The following is an 18,106-nucleotide window of genomic DNA, read 5'->3' as shown; positions in this document are numbered from 1 at the left end:
CATTGAAACTACACAGTTTTTAGCTAACTCACAATAGAAAAAAGAGGGAGGCCTTAAAACCTCCCCTAACTCTAAATTTGTTCAACGAAATCTAAAAAGACTTTTTTATGAAGCTCAAGATCCAAATCGGGAGATACAGATACCCGGGCTATATAATCTTTGTCGGCTTCTTTAGTAGTTCCCTGGGTAGACGTGGCAGGGATTGTCCAGTAACAACCCTTTAGTTGCCCATAACTCACACAATATTTACTTTCGTTTGGAATTTCACTAATCATCATATTGATTAGCTTTTGATTTAATTTCCTTTTATAAGCTTCTCTTTCTTCTTGTGTATTTCCTTTTGTAGGAAGATCTAATGAAAATACAGAGGGAGTAAAGCCTTGCTCAGCTAATTCTTCTGATACAAAATTGATTTTTGCGTCTGGTAATGTTTTCCTGATAAAGTCTACAAATTCCTGTGTGTTCTTATAGGCATCGGCAATTCTTTGATTCATAGAAGGTAATTGCTCTGCTAATATTTCAACCTGAAGGGCAGTTGCTTCATTATCACAAAGAATAAGATGCTTATCTATCTTGCTCAATAAATTTTCAGCTTTTTGATTGGCAACACAGTAACCGGCAGTACATTTTCCGCCACTTGGAAATTTAGATCCACTAACATATGAAATTGTTCGAATAGAAGATAATATTCCATCTTCGGCTAAAAATTGTACGTTAGGACAAAAGGTTTGATCTAAAATAAATACAGGATCTATAGCCGTTTCGCCCCTGGCGGTTTTACGTTTTTTGCTTAAAGCGTCTCTTAATTTTTCCAGGTTGGGAACTTCAACTCGTGGATTGGTAGGGATTTCGGCAATAATATAAGGAACAGCATCTTCTTTGGCAACCTGCTCCAAAACCATATCAGTACTTTGCACCATATCATTATCACCGTCTACCGGTAAATCTACAATGTCTACATTTTCCAGGCTGGCAGCAACCCGTCTTGCCTGGTCGTTTGTACCACCGTAACAATTAGGAGGAACAACAATTTTAATCGCTTTTCCAGGATGTTTCTCCAGGGCTTCGTCAATAAGTCCCATTATAATGGCATATTGCATCGAAAGTCCGCACGAGGCAAGTAATGCATTTGAATTTGTGCCGGTAATATTTTGGATTGATGTAATTACACTAGCTTTATTGTTTTCAGTATTATTGCGGTTAGAAGAAGGTTTTCCTGCTAATTGTTTTAAAGCAGAAAAAGAATCTGCCGGGGTCATAGCAATACTTTCTCTTCTTCTTACGTGTTGTATTTCAGAAATGTACGTCTCATTTTTTTCGCCATTTACCAGTAAAATACTTCCAGTATTTGGATAAGTATTAAGCCAAAAGTCGATATTTGGATGCAGATCAACTTTGCCAATTTCGTCTTTTTGTGAAATAAATATAGTGCTCCCGTTAAATTCAGAAATCTCTTCAGCATTCTCCACCTGTTTTAATTCAAAATTATATCCGTACACATTTTTTAGCGCTTCAGTATCAAAAAAATCCGGTAACGAATTGGTATAAACGATCTGTGTATTTTTATTGTCGAATAGATTTTTTCTTAAAACCGCTAAAACAGGCATCGTCCTGGAAGAAAAACTGATAATATTTTCGGGCTTGAGATTATTCAATTTAGCAATTCCCCATTCCAGAACAGACGATAAGGGGTGACCTAAACGAATATAATCGAAAGCAGTGGGTAATGCTTTAAGTGCTGAGGTTTCAGCATTGTTAGCAGCAAATAAGGTTTCAAACTTTTCAAGAAATTCAGTTTTCGCCAATTTTTCATTATAAATGTCCAATCTATGGGTGGTTAGTTTCAACCAATCATTGGGTACGTTTTTTATTACCTCTTCAATATAGTTTAGCACTTTCTGCTCTTTCATAACTTAACTTTTAGATAAGTTGGTAATATAAACTGCTTAATACAATTTTAAAAGTAAAAGCGATCGATTTTCTTAGTACCGTTATAATTCTTTTCTTAATTTTTCCCTTTAGTAAAAGCCCATATTATTTAGTAATTTCCGTTTTTTGCTAAACTATGCGTTTACTTGCTCTCTTTTTGTTTTTTAGCTTTAGCCTGTTTGCTCAGGAGCTGCCGCCAATTACCAATTTTGACCCCGGAATTTACAATGCCGGCAATCAAAACTGGATGCTGACGCAAGCAGATAATAACCATATTTATATAGCCAATAACCTTGGCTTACTCTCTTTTAACGGTGAACATTGGAATTTACACAGGGTGCCAAATGCCAGTGCGGTTCGCTCTGTGTTAGCCAAGGATAAAAGAATTTATACGGGGTCTTATATGGATTTTGGATATTGGGACACAGACCAAAAAGGAGAACTAAATTATACCAGCCTAAAAAACCTTTCTGAAGAAAAAATCCTTGATGGCGAACAATTCTGGCATATTGAAGCCCTGGAAGAATATATTATTTTTCAAAGTTTACGTCGGCTTTATAGCTTTACCCGGGAAACCGAAGAAATTAATACAATTAATGCCGGTAATATTATCTCCAATTTATTTAAGGTAAATAATAAACTTTACTACCAGGTTGCAGAAGACGGACTTTACACCATAGACAACGGGAGGATTGAACAGGTTATTTCTAATGCTAAAATTAAAGACAAACCCATTGTAGGTCTATTTCCTTTTGAAGAAAATAAAATGCTTGCCGTTACCCGTGATGACGGGCTTTTCACTATTGAAAATTCTAATTGGGAGCCTTTTCAGTTTAAAGATTATCCTTTAAATGAAAGTATTTTTACCGCAAAATTGCTGGAAGACCAAACCCTTGTTTTAGGAAGCATTGGTAATGGGCTGCACGTTTATGACCTGGCAACTTCACAAAACTACCAATTGCTCCAACCGGTAATTAATAATAATACGGTTTTATCAATTTTGGAGGATAAAGCCGGTAATATTTGGGGTGGGCTGGATAATGGACTTGTGCTTATTAATCGTAAAAGTCCGTTTAGGTTATTCACCGATATTTCGGGAAAAGTAGGCACGGTTTATTGCAGTCATCAATTTGGGGATAATTTGTATTTAGGTACTAACCAGGGTTTGTATCTTAAAATAGGAACTTCTAATACTTATGAACTCATTCCCGGTACTAGCGGTCAGGTATGGAGTATTAATGAAATTAAAGGAAAACTTTACGCAGGGCATGACCGCGGAATTTTTGCAATTGAAGGGAACAGTGCAACCCATATTTCAGATGGTCCCGGGGTCTGGGAAATAAGGGAATTTAAAAACGGACTGCTTCAGGGGCATTACGACGGAATTAGTTTTTGGGAAGAAGGAAATGTTGAAAATGATCCCGTTTATTTAGCAAATTTCGATCTTTCTTCGAGAAATTTAGTGGTACAGAATGATTCTACTTTTTGGGTGGGCCACGATCATAAGGGAGTTTTTAAATTAAAAATTAATGCTGAAGTAAATGAAGTTTTAGACCTGGAAAATTACAGCGTATCCTACGATGGTGGTATGGGACTTAAAGTATTTCAGTTTAATGGCGCTATCTATTATTCTACTGAAGATGAAATTTATAAATATGAACCAAAAACTGACACCTTCAGCCTTGAAAATGAATTAAATAATTTAATTCAGGAGCAAAGAATTAGCGGAATTTCCCACGTTTTACCCGATAATACCTGGTGGGGATTTGGTGAAGACAATCTTTTATATGTTACCCGAGATGCTTTTCAGGATAGGTTAAGCGCAAAATCGGCAGCTATTCCCTTAGAATATAGGAGTATTGCGAAGGGTTTTGAAAATATTTCCCTAATTGGGGAAAGTGAATATCTGGTGGGTTCTAATGTAGGCTATACTATTTTTTCTACCCCTTTAGATTTGCCTTCTATGGAGCAACTTAATATAAATAAGGTTTCTACTGCTGCGTTGGAGGAGGAGTTTAAAAGTCACAAGTTAGACCTTAATCAATTAGAATTACCAAACTCGGTTAATAATATCAATTTTGAATTTAGTATACCGGCCTATTCCAAACTTGCAAAACCGGTGTATAGTTATAGAATTAAAGGTTTTAGTACGGGTTGGAGCACCTGGCAACGCAACGGTAGCGCAACTTTTGAAAATCTTCCGGCGGGAGATTATGTATTTGAAGTACGTGGTAAATATAATAACAGTATAAGTGAAATAGCTACTTACGCATTCACTATTGCTTTACCATGGTACGCTACAACGGTAGCAATTGTAGTTTATATTTTACTTTTCTTATTGCTCATTTTTATCTTGCATAAAATTTACACGGGATATTACAGAAAACAGCGGGAAAGATTATTGGAACAGAATAAAAAGAAGCTGGAAATACGGCAATTAGAATCGCAACAGGAGATTATTACACTTCAAAATCAAAAACTGGAATCTGATGTAGCTTCTAAAAACCGGGAATTAGCGGCCTCTACGATGAATATTATTAAAAAGAATGAATTTCTTACCCAGCTTAAAAACAAACTGACTGAAGCCAATAAAAAGGAAGATATTCAGGAGGTCATTTCTATTATTAATAAGAATATTGCCGAAAAAGATAACTGGAAACTATTTAAAGAAGCTTTTGATAATGCCGACAAGGATTTCCTGCAATCTGTAAAAAAAGAACATCCTAACCTAACTTCTAACGATCTTAAACTTTGTGCTTATTTAAGGCTCAATTTATCCTCAAAAGAGATCGCTCCACTGCTTAATATTTCGGTGAGAAGTGTAGAAATAAAACGATATCGTTTGCGGAAGAAAATGAATTTAGAGCATGATCAGGGATTGGTAGAATACATCCTTAAGTTTTAGTGCCTTTACATGAACGTATTCTTCCTCAACATTACCACAACATTTAATGTAAACCACAGAAAATCAATATTTAGCTTAAAATAATTATAGGCTGCGTATTCATTGATTTCAGCGGGTTTTGTATGCATATTTCGCAAAATTCACCTAATAATTTTTCCTGTATACTATTTGTAAGGGTGATTTATTATTGCTGTTAATGCTTTCTTAATACATTGATTTCCGAATTTAAATCATCAACAAATGAATAAAATACTCGTACTAATTTTGTTTTGTATAGGAACCTTTTCCTTGCAGGCACAAACCTTTTCTGTTTCGGGAATGGTAGATGAAGCTGATACCGGACTTCCACTACCGGGAGTAAACATTATTGTAAAAAATACTTCTAATGGAGTGGTAACCGATTTTGATGGAAATTACACCATTAATGAAGTTTCAGCCGGAGACGTTTTAGTATTTTCCTATGTGGGGTTTCTTCCGCAGGAAGTTACCGTGGGAGAAAATCAGAATGTAATAGATGTTACATTAAAAACAGATGCTGCTGCTTTAGAAGAAGTTGTAGTAATTGGTTATGGAACCCAGCAACGTAAAGATATTACCGGTGCCGTTTCCGTTGTTTCCAATGAAACTATTGAAGAACTTAATCCTATTAAAATTGAGCAGGCCCTGCAGGGTACTGCGGCCGGGGTGAATGTTACTCCATCTTCCGGCGCACCGGGAGCAGGAATTAATGTAAATATTCGAGGAATCGCTTCCAACAGTGAAAATGGCCCGCTAATTCTTATAGACGGTTACCAGGGAGATTTAAACACTATAAACCCTAACGATATTGAATCTATTTCTATCCTAAAAGATGCGCAAGCCGCAATTTATGGTATTGCAGGAGCTAATGGAGTGGTTTTGGTAACTACAAAATCTGGTAAAAAGAATACCGCGCCTACCGTACAGTATGATGCTTATGTAGGAATGCAGGAAACTTCAAGAAAATTACCACTATTGAATGCCACAGAATATGCTTTACTTTTAAATGAAAGTTATGCCAACAATGGCCAGGCCTTGCCTTATCCCAATGTTAGCGATTTAGGTAGGGGAACAAATTTTCAGGACGAGGTTTTTGACACTTCTCCAATTATGAGTCATAACCTTACTTTAAATGGAGGTTCAGAAAAAGTAACCTATTCGTTCGGGGTTTCACACCTTGACCAGGAAGGAATAATTGGCGCTGAAAAATCTGATTTTCAAAGAAGCACCGCGAGATTTAATATTGGGGTAGATATTTCAGATGAATTTAAATTTACCGCCAATTCAATTTATACAAGTCTAAACCGAAGATCTATTAACGAAAACGGCTTAGGTTCTGTTTTATTTAACGCCTTGAATATTCCGTCCACATTTAGCCGCGACCAGGAAGATTTGGAAGGAAGATTAGGAAACGAGATTATTAATCCACTTTCACAAATTGAAAATACCTTTAATGACTATAATCTTAATAAATTCAACGGTTCTTTCAGTCTGGATTATACGCCTATAGAAGAATTGACCTTCACCTCCAGAATTGGTTACAGTCTATCTAATTCAAAAGGAAAAGATTTTGCGCCAATTATAGATTATGGGCCGGGAAAGGTTTTTAACAATGTTCGTAGTACGGTAAACCAAAACCGAATTAACGATAATTCTTATACCTATGACCTTTTTGGGACTTACGAGAATACTTTTAATGAAACACACCATTTAACCGGTACTGCCGGGATGACGGTAATTAGGGACTGGGGAGATGGTTTATATGCTACTGGTTATGATGTTCCAAATAACTCCTGGGACTTTGCTGATATTAGCCTAACTACGGGAACAAACGATGGTTTGAACAACAGTGCTTATAAATATGACATTAGAAAGTTATCCTTCTTCGGAAGGCTACAGTACGATTATCAAGGAAAATACCTTGTTTCTGGGATGCTTCGTAGAGATGCTTCCACAAGATTTGGCCCGGAAAACCGTGTAGGTTATTTCCCGTCAGCAACGGCTGGTTGGATTCTTTCTGAAGAAGATTTCTTAGAAGATTCTAATGTAATTTCATTCTTAAAATTAAGAGGAAGTTTTGGTATACTTGGTAATGATGAAGCCGGTGGCGCAGAATTCTACCGTTCATTATTAGATGGTGAAGCTACTTATGTTTTAAATGGGAGTTTAGTAAACGGTACCGCTTTAGGTAGAATTGCAAATCCCGGGGCAGGCTGGGAAGAAGCCGAAAAAACAAACATTGGTATAGATCTTAGGCTTTTTAATAACAGAGTTGATATTGCCGCCGATATTTTTAGAGAAGATCGAAAAGATCTTTTGGTTGCAGGAATTCCTGTTTCGGGGATTTTTGGTGGTGGCGCACCGGGATCTGGCGCTCCAACTATAAATGCTGGAACTACCCGAAATGAAGGTTTTGAATTTGCTATTAATTATAAAGAAAATTTTGGGGACGATATTCGAGTTGGAATTGGTTATAATGCCACTTTCTTAAGGAATGAAGTAACCGCGGTAAATGGAACCGAGTTTCTTCCCGGCGGTCAATTTGGTGTGGGACAACCACAACCGGCACGTTTTCAGGAAGGTTTCCCTATTGGTTATTTCTACGGATATAAAACCGACGGGATTTTCCAAACGCAGGAAGAAGTAGATGCGCATCCTTCACAGGAATCGTTAGGTGCTGAAGCCTCGCCTGGCGATATTCGTTATGTAGATACCAATGGTGACGGAGTTATAAATGTAGATGATCGTACCAATATTGGCGATCCTATTCCTACCGCTACAATGGGCTTAAATCTTAATTTCAATTATAAGAATTTCGATTTTACCGCGTATACATACGCTTCTTTAGGGAACGATATGGTAAGAAATTACGAGCGTAATCAGCCAAATGTAAATCGCCACGCTTATTATTTAGAAAGATGGACCGGGCCGGGAACAAGCAACGAAGTGCCTCGTGTAACAACAGGTGCAACTTCTAATGTGGCTTTTTCAGATTTTTATGTTGAAGACGCTTCTTATGCAAGGATTCAGAATGTTCAGCTGGGTTATAGCCTGCCTGAAACATTTTTAGAGCAAGTAGGTATAAACCGCTTAAGAGTTTATGCTTCGGTACAAAACCTTTACACTTTCACTAATTACAAAGGTTTTGATCCTTCGGCCTCTACCGGTGAAGCTATTGGTGGCGGAATTGACTACGGATTCTACCCTGTACCAAGAATTTTCCTTGCAGGTTTAAACCTTAACTTTTAAAAAATCGCACAATGAAGAGATATAACAACATATTCAATAAAATGCTTCTTCTGCTCCTGCTGGCTTTCAGTTTTGGTTGCAGCGAAGATTATTTGGAAAAAACCGAAGAATACAATATAGATTCTGAGAATTATTTTAATTCTGAAGAAGATTATTACAACGCGTTAATTGGCGTTTATGATATTTTACAATCTACTTACGTAAATGTATTGCTGGGCGAAATTGCTTCAGATAATACATTAAGTGGAGGTGAAAGCGCCAATGATGTTATAGGCTTTCAACAAGTAGATGAAATGACGCATACTCCTGTAAACGATAACCTGGACGATGTTTGGGATTGGAATTTTGCTGGGGTACAACGCGCAAACTATGTTTTGGAATTTCAGGACAAAACAGATTTTGAAGGTCTCGAAATGATTATTGCTGAGGTTCGTTTTTTACGTGCTTATTTCACTTTTGAATTGGTAAAATGGTTTGGGCCAATTCCAATAAAAGGAGATGAGCGTTTTGTATTAGGAGATGAGACTTCTGTTCCAAGAGCTTCTACCGAAGAAGTTTACGCGCAAATTGAAAGCGATTTACAATTTGCTATAGAAAACCTTAATTATGCTGCACCTGAAACTGGTAGAGCAACCAAAGGAGCTGCAATGGCTTTGCTTGGTAAAGCGCATTTATATCAGGAAGAATTTGATGAAGCTGCAAATGTGTTGACAGATTTGATCGAAAATGGTCCTTACGCTTTAGCAGATTTTGATACTCTTTTCTTACAGGAAGGTGAGAATAACGAAGAATCGGTTTTTGAGGTGCAATACACCGGTGAAGAAGGAGCAGGTTTTGGATGTTTACAATGTAGTGAAGGTAATGTAGCTGTAGGTTTCCAGGGAATAAGAAATTATTCGGGTCCTGTTTTTGAACCTGGTTTCAGTTTTAATGTTCCTACTCAGGAAGCATACGATTTGTTTACAGAAGATGATATTCGTAGAGATCTTTCCATTTTAGATATCGAAGCCTGGGCGGCAGAAACCGGCGCAACTTATGCTGAAGGCTACAAACACACCGGTTATTTTAACCGAAAATACCTTCCAAGAGAAAATGATAACGTAGGTGATGCTAACCTTACCCAGCCTAATAATTACCGTTCTATTCGTTATGCCGATGTTTTATTAATGGCTGCTGAAGCCCTGAACCGTGGCGGAATAGACGATAGTGAGGCTAGAACTTACCTTAATGAAGTTCGTGAGAGAGCAGGGTTAGATGGAGTAGATGCTGCAGGAAATGCACTTACCGAAATTATTTACGAAGAAAGAAGAAAAGAATTAGTAGGCGAAGGTCACCGTTTCTTTGATTTGGTAAGAACCGGCAGAGCCGCAGATAACATTGAAGGATTTACTGCAGGGAAAAATGAACTTTTCCCTATTCCGTTAGAAGAAATAGAATTTTCTCAGGGCAACTGGGAGCAAAATCCGGGATACTAAAACATTAGAATTATGAAAAGACATTATAAAATAATTTTTGCATTCCTTCTTGCTCTACCATTTTTTGGCTGCGAGAGTGATGACGATGCCCTTGTAGATCTTGAGCAGGTACAGGCACCGGCAAATTTGGGTGCAACATTTCAAATAACTCAAGATAATTCCGGTTTGGTAGAGATTACCCCAACCGGTGAAGGAGCTGCGGTGTATACCGTAGATTTCGGTGATGGTTCTACTCCTGCAGAAGGGATTAAAGTAGGAGATGCCGTAGAACACGTTTATGCAGAAGGTGAATATGAAGTAGAGGTTACCGGGACTCATATTAACGGTAAAATGACTTCGGGAATTCAACCTTTAACCGTTTCTTTCCTTGCTCCTGAAAACCTGGAGGTGGATATTACAAAGAATACTGATGGATATTCGGTTTCTGTTTCTGCAGCAGCAGATTATGCTGCAATGTTTGAGGTTTACTTTGGTGATGAAGAAGATGAGGTGCCAACCTTACTTATGCTAGGAGAATCTATTACTCATACCTATGCTGAAATAGGAACCTATGATATTAAGGTAATTGCCCTAAGTGGTGGTACAGCAACGGTTGAATATACAGAAACTGTAGAAATGAATGGACCAGTTCCTGCACCTACTCCCAATAAATTACCTGAAAGTGTTATCTCACTATTCAGTAATACTTATACAAATGTACCAGTAGATACCTGGCTCACGGATTGGTCAGCTGCAGAACTGGAAGAAACGGACATTGAAGGAAATGATATTAAGAAATATACTGATTTAAATTATGCTGGAATTTTAACTGAAAGCACTCAGATTGATGCAACTAACATGACTCATTTACGTACTGATATTTTCTCTCTAGATGCAGAAACCTTTAAAGTTAAACTTGTAGACTTTGGACCTAACGGTGTTTATGATGGAGGTGGTGATGATGTTGAGCATGAAGTGGTAATTGAGGACATGCCCCAGGGAGAATGGGTAACTCTTGACATTCCTCTGGAAGACTTTACAGATTTAACCACCAGAGCACATATTTCTCAATTGATTTATTCAGCTACACCTGAAGGTGAGACTACTGTATTAGTAGATAATGTATTCTTTTATGATGAAAGTGTACAGGTGCCAACTTCGCCGGTAAATGCCGCTCCGACCCCAATTCATTTAGAAGAGGATGTAAAGTCAATATTTAGTGATAAGTATTCAGATCCCGCAGGCGTTGACTATTATCCAGATTGGGGTCAATCAACAACCTATGAAGTGGTTTCTGTAAATGGAAATGAGGCGATTAAATATGGCAACGCAAATTATCAGGGAATTGATATTGGAGAGGCTATAGATGTAACTGCATTTGAATCTGTTCACATAGATGTTTGGTCTGGAGATTACTCCTCAATACCATTCTTTCTTATTTCTTCTGGTTCAGGAGAAAAAAGTGTAAACTTGAATGTAACTCCAAATCAATGGAACAGTATTGAAATTCCCTTGTCTGAATTTACCAGTCAGGATCTTAATATAAGCGATATTTTTCAGTTCAAATTTGATGTGGGAACTGCTCCCGGTGGTGCTTTTTATATTGACAATCTTTATTTTTTTTCAGAGAGTGATGCAACTGCTGTTACATTACCGGCGACTTTTGAAAACTCTTCTTTAACCTATTCTCTAACTCCTTTTGAAGGAGCAGATTCTGCAGTTGAAGAAAACCCTTTTCAAGAAGGCATCAATACCAGTAATACTGTTGTGAGAAGTACAAAAACCGAAGGTGCCCTATTTTACGCTGGTACAACACTTCAGTTAGACGGTCCCATAGAATTTAACGGAAACAATAAAATTAGCGTAAAAGTGTATTCACCAAAGGCTGATATTCCGGTTAGAGTGAAATTAGAAAATAACGATGACTCTGGAATATTTGCCGAAGTAGATGCTATTACTACTGTAGCCAATCAATGGGAAGAATTAGTTTTTGAATTTTCAGATGAGCAAATTGTGCAGGAATATTCTAAAGTGATTTTATTCTTTGAAATTATTGAAGGTGTAGCAGGTGACGGCAGCACTTATTATTACGACGATATTCAACTTACGAATTAAAAAAGAACACAAATGAAAAATATATTTAAAACAAGTCTTGCGGTACTTTCGCTGGTTTTTTTCAGCGCCTGTTCCAACGACGATTATGATATAGGTGATATTACCACACCTTCTAACCTTAGTGTTAGCGCTGAAGTGGTAGGGCAAACTGAGGAAATGCCTAATGGCGACGGTAGTGGAGCGGTAAGTTTTAGCGCCAGCGCCGATAACGCCATGACCTACAAGTTTATTTATGGTGATGGTTTTGAAGAAGTTTCTGCTTCTGGAGAAACCACCCATAGTTTTAACGAGAACGGTGTAAATGATTATACAGTAACAGTTGTGGCATCTGGTACAGGGGGAGTTTCCTCGAATATGACCACCACCGTAACTGTCTTTAGTGATTTTAGCGATCCGGAAACTAAGGAATTGCTTACCGGCGGAAGTTCAAAAACCTGGTATGTAGCAGCTTCACAGCCGGCTCACCTGGGAGTTGGGCCAAGCTCTGGAGAAGGATTTACGGCTCCTATATATTATGCCGCTGCTCCTTTTGAAAAAGCCGGCGCAGATGTTAGTTCTTGTTTCTATACCGATGAAATGACGTTTAGCCTGAACGAAAATGATAATATAGTTTATAATTACAATAACAATGGGCAAACCTTTGTAAATGTTGCTTACACCGGTGATTTTGGTGGAGATGGTTCTGAAGACCAGTGTCTTGATTTTAGTAATACTGGAGACTTTAGTGCTTCTCTATCTCCTTCAACGTCTGGATTGCCAGAAGATGCTACTACCGGTACGGTAATTAACATCGCTGGCGGCGGAACGATGAGCTACTATGTAGGTTCAAGTTCTTACGAAGTTCTTAATATTACACCAACTACAATGGATGTTAGGGTAATACCGGGTAACGATCCTGCTTTGGCCTGGTATTTAAAATTTACCACTTCCCAGGGCGGAGAAGAAGAGCCTGAAGAATTTCAAACCGAATATGAAAATCTTGTTTGGGAACAGGATTTTGATACCGATGGCCCTGTAGATAGCAGTATCTGGAATTTTGAGATCGGTAATAATGGTGGTTGGGGAAACCAGGAATCTCAATATTATACCGAGGATAACGCAATAATAGAAAATGGAAACCTGGTAATTACTGCAAAGGCAGAAGAAACCAACGGCTTTGATTATTCATCTTCAAGAATAACTACAAAAGACAATTTTGAATTTCAATACGGAAGAGTAGAAGCTCGTGCTAAGTTACCTGAAGGAGCCGGAACCTGGCCTGCAATTTGGATGCTGGGATCTGATTTTGATGAAGTGGGTTGGCCTGAAACTGGTGAGATAGATATTATGGAGCACGTGGGAAACCAACAGGATATAATTCATGGTACCCTTCATTATCCGGGTCGATCTGGTGGAAATGCTGATGGGAGTTCTATAGAAGTTCCCGGTGTAAGTGACGAATTCCATACCTATACGGTAGAATGGTCTCCCGAAAGGATACTATTTCTTGTAGACGGTGAAGTATACCATACTTATGCGAACAATCCTGATTCTCCATTTAATAAAGACTTCTTTATAATTCTAAATGTAGCGATGGGTGGAACTTTTGGCGGAGAGATTGATCCGGCATTTGATGAACGCTCCATGGAAATTGATTACATCAGGGTTTATCAAGAGTAACAAAATTTATGATAAGACTGCCTGATTACTGTTATTGTTTTCTGAATTTACGGTTGAAGATTATTTGTTTGTAGGCCACAAACTTAACTTCTTAAACACACTTCAGGCAGTTTTTTTTTTCGCTAATCGTATGTCGCTTTAATGCCGGGAGTGGTGAGACCTGCCCAAATTATTTAGATGGGCTGTGCCTCGCAATTAAATTTTATTTTCCAATTATGCCTCCTGGGCATGTCCCGAGGTAGATTACTTCAAATTATGAAAAAACTAAATTTATTAGGGTGTTTCCTGTTAGGCTGTTTTATGGTCAAAGCACAGGATTCAACTATAAAAAGTTCGGTTAAAAATGTAGAAGCCAAAGTAGATTCGGTTTTAACGTTAATGACCCTCGAAGAAAAAGTAGGACAACTTGTACAATATAACGGGAGTTGGGACCTTACGGGACCTGCTTCTGAAATGAATAATAAACAAAAGGAAGAAAATCTTAAAGCCGGTAAAGTAGGTGCTATGCTTAATGTACTTTCGGTAGATGCCACCCGGGAAGCACAAAAGCTCGTAATGGAAAACTCCCGACTTCAAATTCCGTTGATGTTCGGGTATGATGTAATACACGGGTATACTACTATTTTTCCTGTGCCGCTGGCAGAAACAGCTAGCTGGGACCTGGAAGCTATGGAGAGAACGGCAGAAATTGCAGCATTAGAATCTGCGGCTAACGGGGTTAACTGGACTTTTTCGCCTATGATAGATGTTTCTCGAGATGCGCGTTGGGGAAGAATTATGGAAGGTTCTGGGGAAGATCCTTATTTAACTTCCAAAGTTGCGGTAGCCAAAGTAAAGGGCTATCAAAGTGAAGATCTTGCAAATCCGCGCAGTATAGCCGCTACAGCCAAGCATTTTGCAGGTTACGGTTTTGGTGAAGCCGGCCGGGATTATAATACGGTGCACATTGGAGAGAACGAACTGCATAATACTATTCTTCCTCCATTTAAAGCAGCAGCCGATGCAGGAGTTGCTACTTTTATGAACGCTTTTAACGATTTAGACGGAATCCCCGCAACCGGGCATAAAACCCTACAAAGAGATATTCTTAAACGGGATTGGGACTGGAACGGATTTGTAGTTTCAGATTGGGGTTCTATTCCAGAAATGATTGCTCACGGAATTGCAAAAGATAAAAAGGAAGCTGCTAAAATCGCCTTAAATGCCGGTAGCGATATGGATATGGAAGGTGGCGCTTACGAGTCTAGCCTCGTAGATTTGGTTGAAGAAGGAGAAGTAAGCGAAGATTATATAAATGATGCGGTGAAAAGAGTGCTAAGGGTAAAATTTAAACTCGGACTTTTTGATGATCCTTATTTATATTCTAATGCCAATCTTTTAGACCAGATATCTTTTGAAGAACATAAAGCTGTAGCTCGCGACGTGGCGAAAAAATCTATTGTGCTGCTGAAGAATGAAAAAGATTTACTTCCAATAAAAGAATTCGTCAAAAAGATTGCTGTTATTGGCCCGTGGGCCGATGATAAAGATACTCCAATTGGAAACTGGAGAGCACAGGGAGAAGCTAATTCAGCTGTTTCCTTGCTGGAAGGTTTGCAAAATAATAACGATGAAAATGTTGAAATCTCTTATGCTAAAGGAGCCGACCTGGGCGTTGGGGAACGAAGCTTTTTAATGCCTCTTGAAATTAATGAAACCGATAAATCGGGGTTTGAAGAAGCGATTAATACCGCTTCAGAAGCCGATTTGGTGATTGTGGCACTGGGAGAAGATGCTTTTCAAACCGGTGAAGGAAGAAGCCAGGTAAATATTGGTTTGGCCGGAGTTCAGCAGGAATTGCTGGAAGAAATTTATAAAGTGAATCAAAATGTTGTCTTGGTTTTAATCAACGGCAGACCTTTGGAAATTACCTGGGCAGCAGAAAATATTCCGGCTATTGTTGAAGCCTGGCAATTAGGTTCTGAAAGCGGAAATGCAATTGCCGATGTTTTACTGGGAGATTACAATCCTTCGGGAAAACTTCCGGTTTCTTTTCCGCGAGCCGTAGGCCAGGAACCGCTTTATTATAATCAAAAAAGTACGGGAAGACCATCCAATCCCACACATGTGACTTATTCAGGATACACCGATGAAAAGAAAGATGCACTTTATCCTTTTGGTTTCGGACTTAGTTATACCGATTTCGAATATGGGGATTTGCAACTTTCTTCAGAAGAAATGGATGCCAATGGAAGTATCGAGGCAAGCATAACTTTAAGCAACATTGGAAACGTTGAAGGAAAAGAGATCGTTCAGCTTTACTTAAGAGATCTTGTGGCGAGCACAACCAGGCCTGTAAAGGAACTTAAAGGTTTTGAAGCGGTAAACTTAGCTCCCGGGGAATCTAAAACGGTCACTTTCGAGATAGATGAAGAAATGCTTCAGTTTTATAACGCCAATAGAAAATGGGAATCTGAGGCCGGGGAATTTGAAGTTTTTATAGGCGGGAATTCTAGAGATCTTCAAAAAGCTACATTCAGTTTAAAAAAATAAAGATGAAAAAAAAGAATATAATATTGAGCGCGGTTCTATGTGCGGGTTTGCAGGTTTCTGCTCAGGAATTAATTTGGGAAGAAGATTTTGAAGGCGATTCGCTGAATATGGAAAACTGGAGCTACGAAACCGGTGACGGTTGTCCCGATCTTTGCGGATGGGGAAATAATGAGCGCCAGATTTATAGCGAAGATTATGTAGAGGTAAAAGACGGGAATTTAGTACTTACTGCCGATAAAGTTGGGGATAAGTATTACAGTGGGAAAGTAAATACCAAAGATAAATTTGAGTTTCAGTACGGTACTGTTGAGGTAAGAGCAAAATTACCCGATGGCCACGGACTTTGGCCGGCAATCTGGATGCTTGGAGATAATATTGATGTGGTAGGCTGGCCGGCTTCCGGTGAAATTGATATTATGGAATTTGTAGGGAGACAGCCCGACACTATTCATAATGCGCTGCACACTCCAGCAAGCCACGGTGATACCGAAAACATTAAAACCACGCCGGTAAAAAATGCAACTTCAGAATTTCGCGTGTTTAAAATGAACTGGACGGAGGATGCGATCACTTTTTATATTGACGGTGAAAAAACCTATACATTTTCTCCTTCAGAAAAGAATGAGGAAACATACCCATACAGGCACCCGTTTTATTTCTTATTGAATCTTGCAGTAGGCGGTAATTTTGGTGGGCCAGAAGTTGATGATTCTATTTTTCCGAAGCAGTTTTTAATAGATTATGTAAAGGTTTATAAATAAAAATCCCCCCCCCTTTTTTAGTAAGGCCGGCATACCAGTAGCGTATGCTGGCCTTTTATTTTAATGAATTGGCTGGTGATTAATAATTTATGTATATTTTACAGATATTTTAAATCCTACCTTATGAGAAACCTTTTTATTTTCCTGTTTTCAGCATTGGTATTCACAAGCTGTGCCGACTCAGAAAAAGATGCGACACCCTGGACCCAATTATTTAACGAAGAAAACCTGGATGGATGGACTAAAAAAGGTGGCGATGCCGAGTACCGGGTAGAAAATTCAGCAATAATTGGCACTACCCAACATAACACGCCCAACACCTTTCTTACTACTAATAAAAATTACGAAGATTTTATTCTGGAGGTGGATTTTAAGCTGCATCCCACTATGAATTCCGGGATTCAAATTAGAAGCAATAGTTTAGACAATTATATGGATGGTCGGGTACACGGGTATCAGGTAGAAATTGATCCCTCAGACCGTGCTTGGAGCGGTGGAATTTATGATGAAGCACGCCGTGGCTGGTTGGTGGACTTAGGCGAAAATTCTAAAGCTCAGCAGGCTTTTAAACAAAACGAATGGAATACCTATAGAATTGAGGCCATTGGCGACACTATTAAAACCTGGATAAACGGGGTTCCCGCTTCGCATTTAATAGATGATAAAACTTCAGAAGGGTTTATTGCCTTACAGGTACACAGCATTGGCGAAGATGCTGAGGCAGGCACCGAAGTAATGTGGAAAAACATTAAAATTCTTACCGAAGATTTAGAGAAATATAGCAAAGAAACTCCCCTGGAACCTGTAAAAACCAAAAACAGTTTAACTACAGCTGAAAAAGATAACGGCTGGGAAATGTTATGGGATGGTGAAACCACTGAAGGTTGGCGTGGTGCACGTTTAGATGAATTTCCGGAAGAAGGATGGAAAATAGAAGATGGAGTACTTACAGTGTTGGCCAGCGGTGGCGGAGAATCTGAAGCCGGTGGGGATATCGTTACCAAAGAACTTTATGGCGATTTTGAATTAAAAGTTGATTTTAAAATTACCGAGGGTGCCAACTCCGGCATTAAGTATTTTGTGGATACCGATCTCAATAAAGGTCCGGGTTCTTCAATAGGTTTGGAATACCAGATTCTTGACGATGAACGTCATCCTGATGCCAAATTGGGTAACCACGAGGGAAGTAGAACAATGGCTTCTTTATATGATTTAATTCAAGCCGATCTCGCTAAATCGGTTAATCCAATAGGAGAATGGAACACCGCCCGTATTGTTTCAAAAGATAAAAAAGTAGAACATTGGTTAAATGGCGAGAAAGTGCTGGAATATAGACGAAAAAGTGAAGAGTACCGCCAGCTGGTTTCTGAAAGCAAGTATGTAGACTGGCCAAATTTTGGAGAAGCCGAGGAGGGCCATATTCTGCTTCAGGATCATGGTAATAAAGTGAGTTTTAAAAACATTAAGATCAAAGCAGAATAAAT

The 18,106-nt window shown here is 38.7% G+C and carries 9 protein-coding genes; 8 read left to right on the top strand and 1 reads right to left on the bottom strand.

The window, feature by feature from the left end; genetic code table 11:
* Positions 1-71: 71 nt before the first annotated feature.
* Entirely contained in the window at positions 72-1,910 is a 1,839-nt protein-coding gene (locus tag BM084_RS09885) for a PLP-dependent aminotransferase family protein (protein ID WP_093304548.1), read from the bottom strand.
* Positions 1,911-2,065: 155 nt separating this feature from the next.
* On the opposite strand from BM084_RS09885, the gene BM084_RS09880 reads away from it, so the two are divergent.
* From BM084_RS09880 to BM084_RS09845, 8 genes are all read left to right on the top strand, one after another.
* Entirely contained in the window at positions 2,066-4,834 is a 2,769-nt protein-coding gene (locus tag BM084_RS09880; RefSeq protein ID WP_075325442.1) for a helix-turn-helix and ligand-binding sensor domain-containing protein, read from the top strand.
* A gap of 240 nt (positions 4,835-5,074) precedes the next feature.
* Positions 5,075-8,101: a SusC/RagA family TonB-linked outer membrane protein gene (locus BM084_RS09875; protein ID WP_093304546.1), complete on the top strand. Its 3,027-nt coding sequence runs from the start codon at positions 5,075-5,077 to the stop codon at positions 8,099-8,101.
* 11 nt (positions 8,102-8,112) lie between these two features.
* Positions 8,113-9,576, top strand: coding sequence for a RagB/SusD family nutrient uptake outer membrane protein (locus tag BM084_RS09870; RefSeq protein ID WP_075325443.1), 1,464 nt, complete (start codon positions 8,113-8,115; stop codon positions 9,574-9,576).
* A 12-nt stretch (positions 9,577-9,588) separates the two neighbouring features.
* Positions 9,589-11,670 (top strand): hypothetical protein, encoded by a 2,082-nt coding sequence (locus tag BM084_RS09865; protein WP_093304544.1) that lies wholly within the window; start codon positions 9,589-9,591, stop codon positions 11,668-11,670.
* 12 nt (positions 11,671-11,682) lie between these two features.
* The gene (locus BM084_RS09860) at positions 11,683-13,329 is read left to right on the top strand and encodes a family 16 glycosylhydrolase (protein WP_093304542.1); all 1,647 of its coding nucleotides are present in this window, start codon (positions 11,683-11,685) and stop codon (positions 13,327-13,329) included.
* A 255-nt stretch (positions 13,330-13,584) separates the two neighbouring features.
* On the top strand, positions 13,585-15,861 hold the full coding sequence (gene bglX / locus BM084_RS09855) for a beta-glucosidase BglX (protein WP_093304578.1): 2,277 nt from the start codon (positions 13,585-13,587) through the stop codon (positions 15,859-15,861).
* 2 nt (positions 15,862-15,863) lie between these two features.
* Positions 15,864-16,622, top strand: coding sequence for a glycoside hydrolase family 16 protein (locus BM084_RS09850; RefSeq protein WP_075325446.1), 759 nt, complete (start codon positions 15,864-15,866; stop codon positions 16,620-16,622).
* Positions 16,623-16,745: 123 nt separating this feature from the next.
* A complete protein-coding gene (locus tag BM084_RS09845; protein WP_075325447.1) occupies positions 16,746-18,104 on the top strand; it encodes a 3-keto-disaccharide hydrolase in 1,359 nt (452 codons plus the stop codon).
* Positions 18,105-18,106: the final 2 nt, after the last annotated feature.

Origin of the sequence: Salegentibacter agarivorans (assembly GCF_900113135.1) — a bacterium.
In the GTDB taxonomy this organism is placed as follows: Bacteria; Bacteroidota; Bacteroidia; order Flavobacteriales; family Flavobacteriaceae; genus Salegentibacter; species Salegentibacter agarivorans.
Note: the sequence above shows the minus strand (reverse complement) of the source record. Positions and strands in the feature narration are given on the sequence as shown.